This window comes from Paraeggerthella sp. Marseille-Q4926, assembly GCF_916618935.1.
Taxonomy (GTDB): Bacteria; Actinomycetota; Coriobacteriia; order Coriobacteriales; family Eggerthellaceae; genus Paraeggerthella; species Paraeggerthella hominis.
The window spans coordinates 350972-368828 of record NZ_CAKAKF010000001.1 but is presented as its reverse complement, the minus strand read 5'-3'; the positions used below and the strand labels follow the sequence as shown (position 1 = coordinate 368828).

The following is a 17857-nucleotide window of genomic DNA, read 5'->3' as shown; positions in this document are numbered from 1 at the left end:
CGGTGTCCGGGGCCGTTTACGTTACTTCTTGTCGGGGCGCTTCTTGCGCTGCGCCTTGGGCGGCTTGTGCTGCGTCTTGCCAGCATTCGAACCGTGATTCGAACCGGCCTTCGCCGTCGAAGCGGAAGCGGCGCCTGCGGCCTTCGCAGCCTTCTTGGGCGAGGCGCCTTCCGCCATGGCGTTCGGGTTGCCGAACTCGTATCGACCGACCTCGGGACCGAACTTCTTTACCAGCTTGGCGTAGCGCGGCTCGCGCGTCTTCCACATGGCGTACAGCGGGGCCGCCACGGCAATCGAGGAGTACGACCCGCAGATCAAGCCGATGGACATGGCGAATGCGAAGTCCTTCAACGTCTCGCCGCCGAAGAAGAGCATGGCCAGCACCGGAATAAGCGAGGTCAGCGTCGTGTTGACGGTACGCACGAGCACCTGATTGATGGAATGGTTCGCCATCGTCATGAACGTGCACTTGACGTCGTCGGACTTCATGTTGTCATTGATGCGGTGGAACACGACCACCGTATCGTAGAGCGAATAGCCCAGAATGGTAAGGAGCGCGGCGATGGTGTTCGGGTTGACCTCGCGCCCGACCAGCGCGTAAATGCCCATGACCAGCACCAGGTCATGCAAAAGGGCCACAATGGCCGTCACGCCCATCTTGTACTCGAAGCGAATGGCGATGTAGATGATGATGAGCACGATGGAAACGAGGAACGCGATGAGCGAAGACTGGATGACGCTCGCGCCCCAGTCCGGCCCGATGGTGGTCACCTCGAAGCTGTCGGTGGAAAGCCCCAGCTTATCGGCAACCTGATTCGCGCGCGACGTGGCTTCTTCGGCGCTCGTGGTGGTAGTGCGCACCAGGAAGCCTTCGTCCCCGTCGGCGTTGGTGGTCTGGATAACGGCATCGGGCTCGCCCGCATCGTTGAAGGCGCCGCGCATCTGGTCGATAGACACCTGCCCGGTATTATGGAATGAAACCGACGTGCCGCCCACGAACTCGATACCGAAGTTGAGGCCCTTCACGCCCACCACGGCAAGCGACGCGCACACCAGCACGGTAGCCACCGTAAGGAACACCTTGCGGTGGCCTAGGAAGTTGACGTCATGCTTGATGAACTTGCCGCGCGGCTTGCGCGCCTTCGCAGCCGCCGCCTCGCCCGCTTCTCCAGCAGCGCGCTCCGCCGCCTTCTCGGAAGCAGCCGGATCGATGGCCTCGCCAATCTCGGCCTCGGCCACGGTCGTCCCCTCCGCAGACGCCAGCGCAGCGTAATCGCTCGCCGCCTGCTGGCTGTCCTTGATGCCCCAGAAACCAGGATGCTTCGCGATAACGCGCGGCGCAAGCACGCGGATAAGCGGCGCCTTGAACAGCAGCATCATGAGAATGTCGCACGCGATGCCCAGGGCAAGCGTCAAGCCGAAGCCCTTGACCGAAGCGCTGGCCAGGAAGAACAGCGAGAGAGCCGACACCAGCGTAACCAGGTCGGCATCGATGGACGTGACGATGGCGTGCTTCACGCCGGTGATGGACGCAGCGCGCACGCTGCGACCCATGCGAATCTCCTCGCGGAAGCGCTCCATGGTAAGAATGGACGAGTCGGCGGCCATGCCGATGGTCAGCACGATGCCCGCAATGCCGGCAAGCGACAGGCTGAACAGGCCGAAATGGGAAAGCGTTGCCAAAATGCCCAGGTACAGCACCGCGAACACCACCATGGCACCCGCCGTGATGAATCCCAGGCCCCGATAGAAGAACAACAGGTACAGCATGACCACGGCCAAGCCGATCAGCGCGACCAGCACGCCGGAATGGAGCGCATCCTGCCCGAGCGTCGGGCCGACTACCTGGCTCTGCGCGTATTCGAAGCTCACCGGCAAGGAGCCGCTTTCGAGCACGGTCTGCATCGATTTGGCTTCCTCAAGGGTGTAGCCGCCCGTGATCTGCACGTTGCCGTCGGGAATCTCGCTTTGCACGGCAGGGGCGGATTGCACCTCGCCGTCAAGGATGATGACGATCTTGCCCTTCGTTGCCGCAAGCTCCTTCGTCGCAGCGGCGAACGCCTGGGCCCCCTGGGAGTTGAGCGTGATGTTGACCGCGTAATCGGTTGCCGTGTCCGAAGGCTTGCCGACGGAAACGTTCGTAATGTCGGCGCCGGTCACGAGCGGCGTGTACGTCCCTTCGGCCACCTTAAGGTGCTCGGTTTTACCCGAGGGGAAGGAGTTTCCCAAAGCGTCGGTCACAGTTCCTTCAGAGCCGTACTGCCCGCTTTCGATTTTCGATTTGACGTCGGCATCCGTAAAGGAATCGAGGCGCGCGAACTCCAACTTGCCGGTCTTGCCGATGGTGTTGAGCGCATCCTCGGTGTTCGTGAGACCCGGAATCTGAACGAGGATCTGGTCGGTTCCCTGTACCTGCACCACCGACTCGGACGCGCCGAGAGCGTTCACGCGGCTTTCGATGATGGCGCGCGACTTCTCCATTTCGTCGGCGGTTACTTGAGCGCCGTCGGCGCCCTTCGCGGTAAGAACCACGGACAGGCCGCCTTGAATGTCCAGGCCTTGGTTGATTTTTTCCTGGGGCGGCGTGAACATAAAGATCGAGCCGACAACCAGCAACGTGGTAACGACCAGCAACCAAACGTTGCGCCGGTTCACCGACCCGGATTGCTTCTTTTTCGCCTTCTGCGCTGCCGCCATGTGACGCTCCCTAGTTCGTAATCTCAGATACGCTGGAACGAGGCTCGATCGCCCCGCACGATAACTGCCCTATTGTGCCACAAAACCAGGGCAAGCGATACCGGAGGCCTTTTATTCCTGATAAAGGTTAAACCGAGAAAACGCAACGTGAAGAACCACGATAGAGTCGGTCGAAAAATCGAGCGGAATTCGAATAAAACCGCTTCGGAAACGTGCTAGATCCGCGCTAGGTTCGCGCTAGATCCGCACCGGAACCGCGAAGAAGCGCGCGAGCTCCGCGCTGGACGCACGCCATCTGCGCGCTAGGCCGAGCCGCTATCATGGAAGGACGGATCACCAGGCGGCGAGGCTCCACGCCCCTTTCCACCCATGCTCCCGACGAAGGGAAAAACGGGAGGAGGTGGACGCCATGACCGATTTGGCTTTGATTACGGCGGCCGTCGAGCTGATCTCCAGCGTTATCGCGCTCGTCGCGGTAATAATAGAGAAGCTCCCAGTCCGAAAGGATAGGGAGCCCTAAACAAAAAGCCAAACCGCCGAAGCGATTCGAGAGCCGTGGGGAGTTAGCAGCTCCCTGCGGCTCGACCCTATTATACGCAAACCGCGCAGCTGGTTCAACGCCAGCGCACGAGCGTCGTACAAAACAACGGAAACGACCGATGCCGAAACTCAGTAGTCTTTCGCCGCCGGGCTTGCCATCCACTCCCCGTAGAATTCCTCGTAGGAATCGGCCAGCACCGCCTCGCGCGCGCGGCGCATGAGATCCAGCAAGTAATGCAGGTTGTGGATGGACAGCAGGATACCGCCCAGCATCTCGTTCTGCTTGACCAGATGACGTATATACGAACGGCTATGGTTCTGGCAGGTCGGACACGTGCACGTGGGATCGAGCGGGCCGAAATCGCGCGTGAACTTCGCATTGCGCATGTTCATGCGGCCCGTGCTAGAGAACGCCGTGCCCATGCGCGCGGTGCGCGTGGGCAGCACGCAATCGAACATGTCCACGCCTTCGCGCACGGCGCGCACGAGCGTGGTGGGATTTCCCACGCCCATAAGATACCGCGGTCGATCTTCAGGACACGCTCGTGCGACGTCGCCTAGCGTCTCGAACATGACTTCGTGGTCCTCGCCCACCGAGTAACCGCCTATCCCGAAGCCCCCGAAGCGACGGCCGCCAGCCGCCAGGCTTTCGTCCTCGATCTCGCGCAGCAGACGAATGGAGTCCAAACGCAAATCCAAGTGCATCCCGCCCTGCACGATGCCGAACAGCGTCTGGTCAGCGCGTTGGTGCGCCACCAGGCAGCGACGCGCCCACTTGGCCGACAGGTCCACTGCCTTCGCTACAAATGCCTTCTCGGCCGGATACGGTGCGCACTGGTCAAGCTGCATCGCGATGTCGGCGCCAAGCTGCTCTTGGATGGCCATGTTCGTCTCGGGCGTCCATCGCACCTTCGACCCGTCGTAGATGGAGCGGAACGTCAGGCCGTCGTCGTCAAGCTTCACCGTGTCGGCCAAGCTGAACACCTGGAACCCGCCCGAATCGGTGAGCATCGGGCCGTCGTAGTGCGAGAACCCGTGCACGCCGCCAGCCTCTTCCACCACGTCCGCACCGGGACGCAAGGACAAATGGTACGTGTTGGCCAGCACCACCTGGGATTTCAGATCGTTCAGCTGGCCAACGGTGACGCCCTTCACTGTAGCGCTCGTACCCACGGGCATGAACATGGGGGTCTGAAACGATCCATGGGCCGTTTCGTACGTAAGCGCGCGAGCGTGGCCGCTCGTCGCTTCGCACGTGCAATCGAACAGCGACACGACTATCCCTCCACTCCGTTGATCGAAAAGCCCGCCGCAGAAACGGCCGCGTCAGCCGCAAGCGCATCGGGGCAACCGTTCGAGGCAAGCGCTTCATCCCGCGCAGCCATCGAAACAAGCCCCGCTTCTATCCCCGTTGCAGGATCGGCGCAAACGGGCAAGGACTCCGCCCAATCGGCGAACGCCTCGAGCGTTCCGTTTCGAACGGAGCTCACGTCGAATCCGATCGGGTCGAGCAGCAGATCGGTCACCAAGAACGCATCGGCCCCCAAGCCCATGAACGCCAAATCCTCTTTCGTGTTGTTGCCCACCATAAGCACATCGTTTCCAGACACCCCAAGAGCGGCCAGGTTCTCGGCGTAGTACGCCAGCTTCGGCTTCACGGACGTCGAGTTCTCGAACGAGGTGATGCGCGAGAACAAGGCGGGATCCACGCCGGCCCATTCCAACCGCCATTCCACCGCGCGGCGGGGAAACATGGGCATGGTAGTCAAAGCCAGCGGGTAGCCCTTGGCCGCAAGCGCGTTCACCGCGCGCGCCGCTGCAGGGCTGGGAATCACGCCGTTGCCGATCGCACCGAACTCGCGATCGTAATACGCCGCCAACTCCCCTTCCCAATCCGCCGCGCCTCGATCGACGCAAGCAAGGAACCCTTCCCAAAACGCATCGGAGTTGGGGCGAGCATCGTCATGAGCGGCCATGGCCTTGATACCGGCCTTCATGCCGGCGGAAAAATCCTGGGGAGCCACGCCGAAGCGCGCCACGTACGCGCCAAGCGACTGAAAGTACGCCTGCATGAACCCGTCAAGCTCCATAGGGAGCAGGGTTCCGTCAAGATCGAAGCAGATCGCACGGTAAAAACGGTTCGCCATTGCGAAATTCCTTTGCTCAAATGATGGATGAATGCCTAGCGTGGTAGTATAAGCCACGTTTGCGAAGGAGCTCTGAAACCCGATGAAACTACTACTTCACGCCTGCTGCGGCCCGTGTTCGCTCGAGCCCGTTCGCTTGCTGCACGAAGCAGGACACGACCTTACCATATATTACGCGAACTCGAACATAGCGCCGGATGCAGAATACAGCCGGCGCTTGGACGCACTGCTCGCATGGGCCAAAGAAGAGGACGTCGCGGTCATGAAGGGTCTTCGCGCGCCGTGCGCATGGGAAGCATCGGCTGGACGGATCGGCGAAGAAGCTCTCTCGGAAGCACGCGAGCGCCTTGCCGCTTCGTCGGACGGAGCCAGGCCCCTTCCCCTTGCCATCGACCCCGCCCGCCGCATGGAGCGCTGCCGCGCATGCTACCGCTTGCGTTTCGAGGAAACCGCGCTTGTTGCCGCAGCGCACGGATTCGACGGCATCGGCACGACGCTTTCCGTAAGCCCGTACCAGTACACCGAGATCATTCACGAAGAGCTTTCGAGCGCCGCCGCACGCTTCGGCGTAAGCGCGGTGTTTCGCGACTTTCGTCCCTATTACGACGAAGCCACGCGCAGAAGCCGCGAGGCGGGCATGTATCGTCAAAACTACTGCGGCTGTCGTTTCTCAGCAGCCGAAGCGGAGGCCGAACGATCCGAACGGAAAGCCGCACGCGAAGCCGCCCGGGAAGCCGATCGCGCAGCGCATGCGGCAGAACGGGAGGCTGCTGAAGCCGAGAGAACGGCAAAACGAGCGGAACGGCTGGCCTACGATGAAAAGCAAGCTCGAAAACGAGCCGTCCTGAAGGCGCTGCGCACGCAGGAAAAGGACGCCTCGCAGTAGCTTGCGCGCAAAAGCGCACCGCATGAACCCTTGGCGAAAGCAGACTGCCAAGCCGGAACAACGCCTATAATAAGATGCTCTGAACCACGCATCGACGCCTACACGAACGCCGCGAAGGAACCGCACGCATGAAAACTTCCGATTTCGACTACAATCTGCCTCCCGAGCTGATCGCTCAAGAACCCGCCGTCGAACGCGACGGATGCCGCATGCTCGTCATGGATCGCGCAACCGGGGCGTTGGAAGACCGCATCTTCCGCGACATCGCCGAATACTTGCGACCGGGCGATTTGCTCGTGGCGAACGAAACGCGCGTCATGCCCGCCCGCCTGCTGGGCGCCAAGCGCGGAACCGGAGGCGCCGCCGAGGTGTTCCTTTTGCGCGAGATAACGGGACGCGAACCACGCACGAACGCGAGCGCGCTTTGGGAGGTCCTGGTGCGCCCGGGAAAGCGTTTGAAACCGGGCACGGGCGCCGTGGTCGACTTCCTTGATCCGGATGGCAACGTCGCGCTTTCCGCAGAAATCGTCGACTGGGCCGAAGGCGCTCAGAAAGGCGAGCGCCTCGCCCGCCTGACCACGACGTTGCCTTCCCTTGACGAGGCGCTGCATGCCGTAGGACACACGCCCCTGCCTCCTTACATCAAGAACTACGCCGGAGACGAAGAGCTGTACCAGACCGTCTACTCCCGCCGCGAGAGCTCGGCAGCCGCCCCTACCGCCGGCCTGCATTTCACGCCGGAGCTCATCAAACGCCTGAAAGAGCAGGGCGTTCGCTGGGAAACCGTCGAACTCGAAGTAGGACTGGACACGTTTCGCACCGTCGACGAGGACGACCCTGCGCAACACGTCATCCATACCGAATTCTACACGATCCCCGAGCGCACGGTAGAGGCTATCGCCGAAACGCGTCGCCAAGGCGGGCGCGTCGTAGCCGTGGGAACCACCAGCGTCCGCAGCTTGGAAAGCGCCTGGAACCCGCAGACCGGTGCCGTTACGCCGCGCGAGCGAGAGGCAACCTCGCTCTACCTGCTGCCGGGATCCGAGTTCCACGTGGTAGACGCCCTGGTCACGAATTTTCACGTACCGAAATCCACGCTCATGATGTTAGTATCCGCCTTCTCCTCGCGCGAAAACGTCATGGCGGCATACGAACACGCCATCGCCGAGCGCTATCGCTTGCTTTCGTTCGGCGACGCTATGTTCATCCAATAACAGGCACGAGTTCGACGGACCGCACGCTCCAGCGACGCGGTCCGTCCTCCATTGGCGGTTCGGGCGCCGCACGCCAGTCTGCAAACGTCGCCCAGTCCGATCAAACGATCGAGTAGGAGGCGCGTCATTAGTTGACGCGCCGTCCTCTCACACCACCGTGCGTACCGTTCGGTACACGGCGGTTCCGTTAACGCGCATGCACTTGCCCGTAGTAGTCCGAGAAGAACAGATAGCCTTTACGACGCAGTTGCTCGGTTCCGACGGCTCGCTGCATGATTGCGCTGCCAGCCGTCCGCCAGTAGCTCTTTCGGGTATTGGCGAACTCCCACGCTTTCCCCTTCTCAATGCCGCATCTCTGCAACATCTTGAAGCGGGTGCGTATACGCCTCCACTGCTTCCAGTAGACCATGCGAATGCGTCTGCGCATCCACTTGTCTATCCCTTGCAACAGCTTTTTTCATGTCCGCCAGCTTGAAGTAGTTGACCCATCCTCGCACGAACCACGTTGCTGCTCGCGGCCGGTACTCGTTGGACATGGCGTTGCTTCTGGCGGTGAGTTCCTTGATGCGCTCTTCCATCGCTTTGACGCTCTTGGGATGCACGCGAAAACGACATTCCCCTTTGCTGCGGTAAAAGGCATACCCTAAGTACTTCACTTCGTTGAAGCGAGCCACATCCGTCTTGTCTCGGTTCACCTTGAGAAAGAGCTTCTTCTCGATAAAGCCGACGATGGATTCGCAGACGCGCTCTGCCGCGCGCTTCGACCTGCAAAAGATCATGCAGTCGTCAGCGTAGCGGACGAAGCGGTGGCCCCGCCGCTCCAGCTCGCGATCAAGCTCGTTGAGCATGATGTTCGACAAAAGCGGCGAGAGCGGTCCTCCTTGCGGCATGCCCGCCCTCGTTTCCTCCAGATCGCCGCCCACCATGACGCCCGCGTTGAGGTACTTGTGCACGAGCGACACCACGCGCCCGTCGGTCACGGTTTCCGACAAGATCTGGATGAGCTTCGATTGGCATACCGTGTCGAAGAACTTTTCCAAGTCCATATCGACCGCCCAGCCATATCCCGCATCAATATGACGCTTGCAAGCGCGAAGCGCATCGTGCGCGCTTCTTTTCGGTCTGAACCCGTAGCTCGAATCGCTGAACTTAGGTTCGAAGAGCGGGGTCAGCTGGGCGACGATAGCCTGCTGCACCACGCGGTCGACCACCGTGGGTATTCCGAGCTTTCTTACCCGTCCTTTCTCCTTCTTGGGGATCTCCACCCGAAGCACCGGGCTTGGGGCGTATTTCCCCTGTTTGATTTGATCGAAGAGTTCATCTGAGTGCTGCTTGAAGCAGTCGCGCATCTCCGCAACGCCCATCTTGTCGATACCGGCTGCACCCTTGTTGGCTTGAACTTTCCCGTAGGCATGCCGCATGTTGCCCTTATCGACGATCCTCTCCAGCAAATCCGCCGGACACTGCACGCTGGCGCTTTCGGCAGGGGTTATCCCTTGAGCGCTCGACGCTTCAGGCCGCTCTCCTTGTTCCGCAAGTACCATCGCCTGCAAGCCCCACAGTGTGAGTTGGCTGTCGTTTACCGCGCCCGTAAGGTAACCTCCCTTCTACTTGCACCGCTAACGGTTCAGCCCTTCCTTGGCGCTGGCAACGCACCGAGTACTATGGCTTCTGCTGACTCCTCATGGCAAGCTTTACTCCACGAGCACGAAGTTCATCGCGTTCGCGTCCATGAGGCCTCCCGAGGTAAGGCACGCTTCTTTCTCTCCACCTACCTGCCACATCTACACTCTAGGTTCCGTGCAGTTTTGGGGCTTTAGCTTGTTTGGCAGCCTTACCCACCTAGAAATGCCTGATGTGATTTCTGTCCGTCAGGCCAGAGATTCGCCATCCGGCTTCCTTCAGATTCCACCTCACGATGGACACCCTTGCCATTGGCTATGCACTTCCCACTGCCGGGCGTGCTAGGGACTTTCACCCATTAGAAAGCGCGCCATGCTCGGCGCACCAAAAAAAATGGCCCCGCATCTTGCGGGGCCATTTCAGCATTCTATAAGTTAGTCTGCTTATGCCTTCGTCACGTTGCTGGCCTGGAGCTTGCCGTTCTGACCGGTCGTGACGTCGAACTGCACTGCAGCACCTTCGTCAAGGGTCTTGAAGCCGTCCATCTTGATCTCAGAGAAATGCACGAAGAGGTCTTCGCCATCATTCTGGGAGATGAAGCCATAGCCTTTTTCGGGGTTGAACCACTTAACAGTACCTTCCGCCATTTTAAATCCTCTTTCCTCTTCCCGATCCCTCGAGAAGGTAACACTGTGTGCTGCATGGCCGCAACACTCGCCCTCACCTCGAGGGCACGTGTCTACTATACGCTATGGAACAGTGAAAAGGTCTGGGAATCTTCTTTTAGCGCCTTTTTTACCGTTTCGTTGATCAAACGAGCAAATACAAGCGCTCCATTCGAATTATTCCCGCTGCCCGTTCGCCTTCTCGACAAGCGGATCCGCCAGCTCGGCAGGACCCTCGAACCCCATGGTGGCCAAAGACGGCTCCGCAGCCTGCGCCAACTCGGCATCGACCTCGTCCATGAGCAACGCCAGATCCTCGGGGCTGGCTGGCAGCTCGAAGCCGTATTCGGCGGCTATGGCGCGCGCCTGCCCCTCGCGCACGGCGGCAAGCTCGAACTCGCCGGCTTCGCGCAGATAGCCCGAAGCCAGAAGCAAGCTGCGGGCGATGTACTCGGTGACCCGCGGGTCGACTCCCGATATCTGCATCACCGACGCAATGGACTCGGGAGCGAGCGAGAGCAAAGCCGCCCCGTCCATATCGGTGGCTTGGCCTGCGGCATCCTCCAACATATCAGCAGCTCGCTTGGGGTCGTGCTCGTCTTTCGCCTTCGTCCAGCTGCGACGGACGATCTCTGCGAACTGCAGGATAATGCGCATCAGATAGTCTTGCTCAAGCATGGCGGCATCCTTTCAAAGCGAAGGGGCAGCGCACCCGACAGGTCGCGTCGGCGGCCCCGTCGATTGCAAACCGGCTTCGCGCTCTAATCCGCATCCGTCAAGCAGTCGGAGCGGGCACTCCAATATGATGATACGCTCGCTCCGTAGCCTGACGGCCTTTCGGCGTGCGGATCATAAGGCCTTGCTGCATAAGAAACGGCTCGTACACGTCTTCAAGCGTATCGGGGTCTTCCGACAACGCCGAGGCCAGCGTGGTGAGTCCCACAGGACGACCTCCGAACTGCACCGCGAGTAACTCCAGAATACGGTTGTCCACCGCATCCAAGCCCAGGGCATCCACCTCGAAAAAGCTTAGAGCCTGCGCAGCGACGTCCTCGTCGATCATGCCGTCGCCGCGAACCTGCGCCCAATCGCGTACGCGCTTGAGCAGGCGGTTCGCCAAACGTGGGGTCCCTCGGCTGCGACGAGCGATTTCCAGCGCACCGTCTTGCGCGATGTCGACCCCCAAAATAGACGCGGAACGCTGCACGATGGAACCCAGTTCTGCGGGCGTGTAATACTGAAGCCGGAACACGATGCCGAAACGATCCCGCAAAGGACCGGTCAGCAGCCCGGTACGCGTGGTAGCGCCCACCAGCGTGAATCGAGGAAGATCCAGGCGAATCGAACGCGCGGCGGGACCCTTCCCCACCACGATGTCGAGCGCGAAGTCCTCCAAAGCAGGGTACAGAACTTCTTCGACCATGCGGTTCAGGCGGTGTATCTCGTCGATGAACAGGACGTCACCCTCTTCGAGGTTCGTCAGTATGGCCGCCAGATCGCCCGTACGTTCGATGGCGGGACCGCTCGTCGTCTTGATATTCGCGCCCAACTCGTTGGCGACCACCGTCGCCAACGTCGTTTTCCCCAAGCCCGGAGGCCCCGAGAACAGGATGTGGTCGACCACGTCACCGCGCGCCTGCGCCGCTTCGATCAAAATGGCAAGAGATTCTTTGACCTTCGTTTGCCCCAGGTAATCACCCAAGCGCTTCGGCCTCAGGCTACGATCGAGCGCCAGATCGTCTTCCGTCAGATCAGGCGCGACCGTGCGCGGCGCACCGTGCGCGGTCGCGTCTTCGGCCGAGAACACCAGGCCCTCTATTTCGATGTCTTCGCGTGTCATGCCGTCCATTCCGCCTTGCACCGGTAGTCGCGCGCTTCTTTACGCGCCCAAACGCTTCAATGCGTATTGTAACAGCCTGCCCTCGTCGGCACCTTCGGGCGATCCCTTCAACGCAAGATCAGCTTCCGCCGCCGTAAAGCCCATGGACAGAAGCGCCTCGTGCGCGCCCTTCAGGCTCTCGGCCTGAACCGGCGCAGCCTCGTTTTCGTCGAAAAGCCCCGCCAATCCCTGATCGAGAGATCCCTTGAGTTCGAGGATGATGCGGGAAGCCGTCTTCTTCCCCACGCCGGGAATCCGCTGAACCGCCACTACGTCCTGTGCCGAAATGGCGGAAACCAACCCGGACGGCGTGAACGACGAAAGAGCCGCCAAGGCGACCTTCGGTCCCACGCCGCTCACGCTGATCAAGCGCTCGAACAGCGCCTTCTCCTCAAGGGAGAGGAATCCGAACAGCGAAAGCCCGTCGTCGCGAACCTGCAGGTACGTATGCACCTCAACCGCAGACCCCGCTTCCGGCAGCTTCGACAAGCTTGCCTGGGACATTCCCACGGCGTATCCAACGCCGCTCACCTCGATATACGCCGTCGTCGTAGTCTTTCCGGCAAGCGTGCCCTTCAAAAATGCGATCATGCCGTCTCCTTTCCGGAAGATGGCACGGAAAACCGTGCCGGGGCAACATCCGCTGCACGCGTCGGGCAGCTTTCGCGATCCTGCCGAAGCGAAGCGATGCGACCCGCCGCCTGCGCGGATCGCGCGCGATCCGCAAAACCCTCATGAGTGGTAAAGCAGATCGCAGCAGCCAGCGCATCGGCTGCGTGGTCGGGACGAGGCACGGCCTCAAGCGCCAAAAGCTGACGCACCATGTACTGCACCTGGTCTTTGTCAGCAGAGCCCGTTCCCACGACGGCAAGCTTTATCTGGCTGGGAGAAAACTCCCCCACCTGAAGATCTCGCTCGGCGCATGCAACCAATGCAGCCCCGCGCGCCTGACCCGTGGCGAACGCGCTTTGGGTGTTCGAGCCGAACCATACCGTTTCCACGCCTGCGCACGTTGGCTCGAAACGGGCGATAACCGCGCCCATCTGGCGATGTATCTTCATGAGGCGATGCGCCAGCGGCATATCCTTCGAAGTGGAGATGCAGCCGTACGCGACGCAGGAAAGACGCGCCCCGCACTGAGACACGATTCCCCAGCCGGTGTTGGCCAAACCGGGATCGATACCGAGAATCGTTCGCTGCACCTGCGTCATTTGACCCTTTCCCACCACGCTTGCGCAGCTACGCGGCCGCAAGCGCATCGTTATATAGTACAAACGTATGTTCGTTCCCATCCTATCACAAAACGAAACGAACCGAGGGAAAATATCAAGCTTGACTCGACAAAGCGCACAACCCGTCGAACGTCGTCGCATCCAAGACGCAGCAGCGTTTCCGCGCGGTCGAACCTCGACCTGGAAAACAAAAAAGCCGCCGCAGATGCTCTGATCGCGGCGGCTTTGATCGTATGCTGCATGCGCTATTCGTCGAGCGCGGCGGCAATCTCTTCGGTGATGTCCATAGCATGGTAGACGTTCTGAAGATCCTCGAGCTCTTCCAGCTTGTCCACCAAGCGCATGACCTTCTTCGCGTCGGACACGCTCACCGCCGCAGGCGTGGTGGGCTCCATGGTCAGCTCGGCGCCCTTCGTGACGACGCCAGCCTCTTCCAAAGCCTTCTTCACGGCCATGAGATCGGTCGGACCCGTGTAGACGATCCACTCGTCCTCGGCATCCTCGTAGTCGTCGCCGCCGGCCTCGGCCACGGCCAACATGAACTCTTCCTCGTCGGCTGCAGCGCCGTTGGGCCTCACGGGATTCTTCTTATCGCCGGTCTCGACCTCTTTCGCCACCATGATCTGGCCCTTGCGCTCGAACATGAACGCCACCGAGCCCGAGGTGCCCAGGTTGCCGCCGGAATGGCTGAACGCCGCGCGCACATCGGCAGCCGTACGGTTGCGGTTGTCGGTCAGCGCTTCGCAGTAGACGGCCACGCCGCACGGGCCGTAGCCCTCGTAGACGACCGTCTCGTAGTTGGCGGAATCTTTGCCCGAACCGAAGGCCTTGTCGATAGCAACCTTGATCTTGTCCTTCGGCAAAGAGTAGCCTTTGGCCTTTTCAATGGCGGCAGCAAGCGACGCGTTGTTGTCGGGGTTCGGGTCGCCACCCTCCTTGGCTGCCACCGTAATGTTGCGCGACAGCTTGGAGAACAAGGCCGAGCGCTTAGCGTCCTGCGCAGCCTTGCGATGCTTTGTAGTTGCCCATTTAGAATGCCCTGACATATGCGTCCCTTCCGATGTTGCAATACCAGCCGCTTATTTTAGCACACACGCCTTATCCCCTGTTCGCATTTGCAGGGTTTTCAAAAACACGGTTGAAAATATCGATCGGTATCAAGATGGCCACAGCACGCCTACGATACCGAACGCATGCCCGCAGACGCTAGCCGAGTCCATACAATCGTTAAAGACGAGGGTTTTCGACGACCCCCGGCAACATCAACGGAAGGAGCACCGCCGTGAAGGGAAACCAAGAACTCATCCAAGCGTTGAATGACTTGCTCGCCGGAGAGCTGACCGCAGTCAACCAGTACATGGTCCATGCCGAAATGTGCGAGGACTGGGGCTACGAAAAGCTGCACGCACGTTTCGAGAAACGAGCCATCGCGGAAATGAAGCATGCGGAAATGCTCATCGGACGCATCCTGTTCCTCGAAGGGACGCCCATCGTGTCCAACCTCAACGAGATCAAGATCGGCGCAACCGTCCCCCAGCAAATCGACAACGACCATGCAGCGGAAATCGACACGGTGCGGGACTACAACGAAGCCATCGTGCTTGCCGGGCAGGTGCTCGACTACGCCACGCGCGACATGCTGATGTCCATTCTGCAGGACGAAGACAGCCACGTTGACGAACTTGAAGACCTTCAAGACCAGATAGAGCAGATGTCCTTGCAGATCTTCCTTTCCACGCAAAACTAGAGCCGCGGGCAAACCGCCAAGCAGTGCGAGCAGCCGCCCATCCCTCGCGGGGTCGGCGGCTGCTCGCGCGAGCGTAGCGTTCCCACCTTGCTGCGCAGGGCTCGAGCGCCCCGCAATCCGAGCCGCGCTGGCTTCCCAGCAACCACTCCACCGGCCTAAAGTGACGTACGCATGGTTTTTGTTGACAACGGCAAACGCCGAACGCAGTATGAAACCGTTGTGCCAAAACTGCGGCGGTCGGGCGATGAAGCCGCCGCGCTTCACCTTTCGAAGGAGACGCCATGCGCCACATCCACTGCCTGAACAACATTTCCGCCTACGGAACCGACCTTTTGACCGACGACTACGCCCTGACCGACGACCTGTCCCAGGCCGCAGGCGTCCTGGTTCGCAGCGCGGCCATGCACGACATGGAGTTCCCGCAAGAGTTGCTGGCAATCGCCCGCGCGGGAGCCGGCGTCAACAACATCCCGCTCGACCGCTGCGCCGAAGAGGGCATCGTGGTGTTCAACACCCCCGGCGCCAATGCGAACGCCGTAAAGGAGCTGGTGCTGTGCGGCATGCTGCTGGGCAGCCGCGGCATTGTGGACGGCATCGCCTGGTGCCGCGACAATGCGGACGATCCCAATATCGGCAAAGCCGCCGAAAAGGCGAAGAAGGCGTTCGCCGGACGCGAGATCCAGGGCAAGAAGCTGGGCGTCATCGGCTTGGGAGCCATCGGCGCTCTGGTGGCGAACGCAGCCATCGACCTGGGAATGGACGTGTACGGATACGACCCGTACGTATCGGTAGGCGCAGCTTGGCGTCTGTCCAGCTCGGTGCGCCACGTAACGAACCTGGACGACCTGCTGCGCGAGTGCGACTACATCACCATCCACGTGCCCGCCATGGAAGGCACCATCGGCATGATCGACGAACGCGCCTGCTCGCTCATGAAAGACGGCGCGGTGTTCCTGAACTTCTCGCGCGACACGCTGGTGAACGACGAGGCCATGGCCGCCGCGCTCGCCGCAGGCAAGGTGGGCGCCTACGTCACCGACTTCGCCAACCCCGCCGTCATGAAGATGGAGCGCGCCATCGTGCTGCCGCACCTGGGCGCCTCGACCGCCGAAGCCGAGGACAACTGCGCCGTCATGGCCGTGCGCCAAACGATGGACTACCTGGAAAACGGCAACATCGTGAACTCGGTGAACTACCCGGCCTGCGACATGGGTCCCTGCCCGGCCGAGGGCGGCCGCGTGGCCGTGCTGCACGCGAACGTGCCGAACATGATCAGCCAGATCACGAACGTGTTCGGCGATGCCGGCGTCAACATCGATAACCTGACGAACAAAGCGCGAGGCGAAGCCGCCTACACCCTGCTCGACCTGAACGCCGCCGCTCCCGACGCCGCCGTCGAGAAGCTGGCCGCCATCGAGGGCGTCCGTCGCGTCCGCGTGGTGAAGTAGCGCCTCGCCTATTCGCCGTCGCATCAAAGAACTCGCCAAAGCGCCATCGGCCGGCTCCGCGAACCTTGCGGGACCGGCCGATCTGATGCTGTGGGCGCGGACCACCCGGCTTCACGCCATGGGCATCAGCACATGCAAGGCGCCTCGGTCCACGGAAATGTCGAACGTGCGCCCGCTCAGGCGCTCGCCGTCCACCTGAGCGGGCGGCGCCTGGTCGAATTCCACGCGCAACGTGCGACAGCGCCGCAGCTCGACCTGCTTGAACCCCACATGCTTGCCATCCTTGGCGCGCATGAAGATGTACAGAGCGCGCGCAACGCTCACGGGAGGATGCGCAATGCAAACGTCCAAGAACCCGTCGTCGACAAGCGCATCCGGGCAAATCTTGAATCCGCTACCGTAATACGGCCCGATCTGCACGGCGAACATGATGGATTGCGAGTCGACAGCCTTGCCTCCGTCGAAAGAAGCGCGATACCGGTATAGATCAAGATGGTGCAGCAGCTGGTCGACGCCGCTTTCCATATAGAGGAGCGCGCCCGTCCGCCCCGTGCGCACGCGACGATCCACCGTATCGTGAGCGATGGCGGCATCCAATCCGAACGAAAGCGTTTCAAGGAACCAATCGTCGTTCACACGCCCCACGTCCACCGGACGAGCCTGCGCCGCCAGCACCTGCGCGCACGCCTCGTCAACCTTGTGCGACATGCCCAACGTGCGCGCGTAGTCGTTGCCCGACCCCACGGGAACGACCCCCAGCGCAGGGCGACGATCGAGCGGCCTTCGAAGCAACCCGCCGGCTACTTCGTGGATAACGCCGTCTCCGCCCAATGCGACCACGGTCGAACAACCCTCGGCACGCTCGGCGATCTCGGACGCATGTCGCGGACCCGCCGTGCGAGCAAGAACCACCCGATCCTCGCCCAGCTGCGCACGCAAGGCGGCGGCCGCTCGGTCGGCAGCCGCCGCTCCGTTGCCGTTTTGCGCCGCAGGATTCGCGATCAGCAGAATTGTTCCCTCGGATGGCGACATGAAGATCCTTCCATTCCCGAAAAGCAGGGGCATAGCGCCCCGATAGGTTTCGCATTATAGGCGAAAGGGATACCTCGGCAAAGAAGCCGCCGGGCAGATGCGTTCAATCTCAAACCCGCCCGACAATCGGGGCCGAGCAGCAATGCTCGACCCCGCCTCCGCGCACCTGGCAAGCCCTGTGCGCCCTATGCGGTCCGCGCGAAACCTCAGCGCTCCCACAGACCGGTTTTTCCGCCGTCTTTCTTGAGCAGGCGCACGTCCATGATCTCCATGCCGCGATCGACGGCCTTGCACATGTCGTAGATCGTAAGGCACGCCACGCTGGCCGCGGTCAGCGCCTCCATCTCGATCCCCGTCTTTCCGGTAACGCCGCAGGTGGTCGTCACGTGAACGCCCACAAGCCCGTCCGCGCGCTCCCCTTCGGCTACGGGGGCGCACTCGACCTTCGCCTTCGTGATGTTGAGCGGATGGCACATGGGAATAAGGTCGCTCGTGCGCTTCGAGGCCATCACGCCGGCCACGCGCGCACACGCCAGCACGTCGCCCTTCGCAGCCTTGCCCTCGACGATGAGCGCAAGCGTTTCAGGCTGCATGGCGATGAACCCCTCCGCCACGGCAACGCGCTCGGTGTCGGCTTTCTGCGACACGTCAACCATGCGCACGGCGCCGTTCTCGTCAATATGGGTGAGGTGCTGATCGGTCATAAGGTGCTCCTTGGTTCGTGAACTCACAGGTTGAAAACCGCAG

16 protein-coding genes are annotated in these 17857 nt (G+C 61.2%); 4 read left to right on the top strand and 12 right to left on the bottom strand.

Annotation, left to right across the window (positions count from 1 at the left end):
- Positions 1-21: 21 nt before the first annotated feature.
- From secD to LG373_RS01495, 3 genes are all read right to left on the bottom strand, one after another.
- Positions 22-2697, bottom strand: coding sequence for a protein translocase subunit SecD (secD, locus tag LG373_RS01505; RefSeq protein ID WP_114566760.1), 2676 nt, complete (start codon positions 2695-2697; stop codon positions 22-24).
- Between the two features lie 669 nt (positions 2698-3366).
- Positions 3367-4512: a tRNA guanosine(34) transglycosylase Tgt gene (gene tgt, locus LG373_RS01500; RefSeq protein WP_114566759.1), complete on the bottom strand. Its 1146-nt coding sequence runs from the start codon at positions 4510-4512 to the stop codon at positions 3367-3369.
- Positions 4513-4514: 2 nt separating this feature from the next.
- Positions 4515-5384 carry an HAD family hydrolase gene (locus LG373_RS01495; RefSeq protein ID WP_114566758.1) on the bottom strand — a complete coding sequence of 290 codons (870 nt, stop codon included), beginning with the start codon at positions 5382-5384 and terminating at the stop codon, positions 4515-4517.
- An 82-nt stretch (positions 5385-5466) separates the two neighbouring features.
- On the opposite strand from LG373_RS01495, the gene LG373_RS01490 reads away from it, so the two are divergent.
- Together LG373_RS01490 and queA are read left to right on the top strand one after the other, a co-directional pair.
- Positions 5467-6270 carry an epoxyqueuosine reductase QueH gene (locus LG373_RS01490; RefSeq protein ID WP_225748797.1) on the top strand — a complete coding sequence of 268 codons (804 nt, stop codon included), beginning with the start codon at positions 5467-5469 and terminating at the stop codon, positions 6268-6270.
- Between the two features lie 128 nt (positions 6271-6398).
- Positions 6399-7484 carry a tRNA preQ1(34) S-adenosylmethionine ribosyltransferase-isomerase QueA gene (queA, locus tag LG373_RS01485; RefSeq protein WP_225748796.1) on the top strand — a complete coding sequence of 362 codons (1086 nt, stop codon included), beginning with the start codon at positions 6399-6401 and terminating at the stop codon, positions 7482-7484.
- A 341-nt stretch (positions 7485-7825) separates the two neighbouring features.
- Here the strand turns inward: queA and ltrA are convergent, their stop codons facing one another.
- The 7 genes from ltrA to LG373_RS01450 all read right to left on the bottom strand — a co-directional run bounded on the left by ltrA (position 7826) and on the right by LG373_RS01450 (position 13929).
- On the bottom strand, positions 7826-9028 hold the full coding sequence (gene ltrA / locus LG373_RS01480) for a group II intron reverse transcriptase/maturase (RefSeq protein ID WP_225748795.1): 1203 nt from the start codon (positions 9026-9028) through the stop codon (positions 7826-7828).
- A gap of 522 nt (positions 9029-9550) precedes the next feature.
- Positions 9551-9754 (bottom strand): cold-shock protein, encoded by a 204-nt coding sequence (locus LG373_RS01475; protein ID WP_102375198.1) that lies wholly within the window; start codon positions 9752-9754, stop codon positions 9551-9553.
- Positions 9755-9949: 195 nt separating this feature from the next.
- Positions 9950-10450: a hypothetical protein gene (locus tag LG373_RS01470; RefSeq protein WP_225748794.1), complete on the bottom strand. Its 501-nt coding sequence runs from the start codon at positions 10448-10450 to the stop codon at positions 9950-9952.
- A 97-nt stretch (positions 10451-10547) separates the two neighbouring features.
- Positions 10548-11612: a Holliday junction branch migration DNA helicase RuvB gene (gene ruvB, locus LG373_RS01465; protein WP_216528915.1), complete on the bottom strand. Its 1065-nt coding sequence runs from the start codon at positions 11610-11612 to the stop codon at positions 10548-10550.
- A gap of 39 nt (positions 11613-11651) precedes the next feature.
- A complete protein-coding gene (gene ruvA, locus LG373_RS01460) occupies positions 11652-12242 on the bottom strand; it encodes a Holliday junction branch migration protein RuvA (RefSeq protein WP_225748793.1) in 591 nt (196 codons plus the stop codon).
- Positions 12239-12862, bottom strand: a complete 624-nt coding sequence (gene ruvC, locus LG373_RS01455) for a crossover junction endodeoxyribonuclease RuvC (protein ID WP_225748792.1) — start codon at positions 12860-12862, stop codon at positions 12239-12241. Before ruvC ends, ruvA begins: the two co-directional genes overlap by 4 nt.
- A gap of 266 nt (positions 12863-13128) precedes the next feature.
- Positions 13129-13929: a YebC/PmpR family DNA-binding transcriptional regulator gene (locus LG373_RS01450; protein ID WP_114567778.1), complete on the bottom strand. Its 801-nt coding sequence runs from the start codon at positions 13927-13929 to the stop codon at positions 13129-13131.
- A gap of 236 nt (positions 13930-14165) precedes the next feature.
- Between LG373_RS01450 and bfr the strand changes: the two genes are divergently transcribed.
- Both bfr and LG373_RS01440 read left to right on the top strand, forming a co-directional pair.
- Positions 14166-14630, top strand: coding sequence for a bacterioferritin (gene bfr / locus LG373_RS01445; RefSeq protein WP_114567779.1), 465 nt, complete (start codon positions 14166-14168; stop codon positions 14628-14630).
- 281 nt (positions 14631-14911) lie between these two features.
- Positions 14912-16078, top strand: a complete 1167-nt coding sequence (locus tag LG373_RS01440; RefSeq protein WP_225748791.1) for a phosphoglycerate dehydrogenase — start codon at positions 14912-14914, stop codon at positions 16076-16078.
- Between the two features lie 111 nt (positions 16079-16189).
- Here the strand turns inward: LG373_RS01440 and LG373_RS01435 are convergent, their stop codons facing one another.
- Positions 16190-17110 carry a diacylglycerol kinase family protein gene (locus tag LG373_RS01435; RefSeq protein ID WP_225748790.1) on the bottom strand — a complete coding sequence of 307 codons (921 nt, stop codon included), beginning with the start codon at positions 17108-17110 and terminating at the stop codon, positions 16190-16192.
- Between the two features lie 206 nt (positions 17111-17316).
- Positions 17317-17814: a cyclic pyranopterin monophosphate synthase MoaC gene (moaC, locus tag LG373_RS01430; RefSeq protein ID WP_114567782.1), complete on the bottom strand. Its 498-nt coding sequence runs from the start codon at positions 17812-17814 to the stop codon at positions 17317-17319.
- Between the last annotated feature and the right edge of the window lie 43 nt (positions 17815-17857).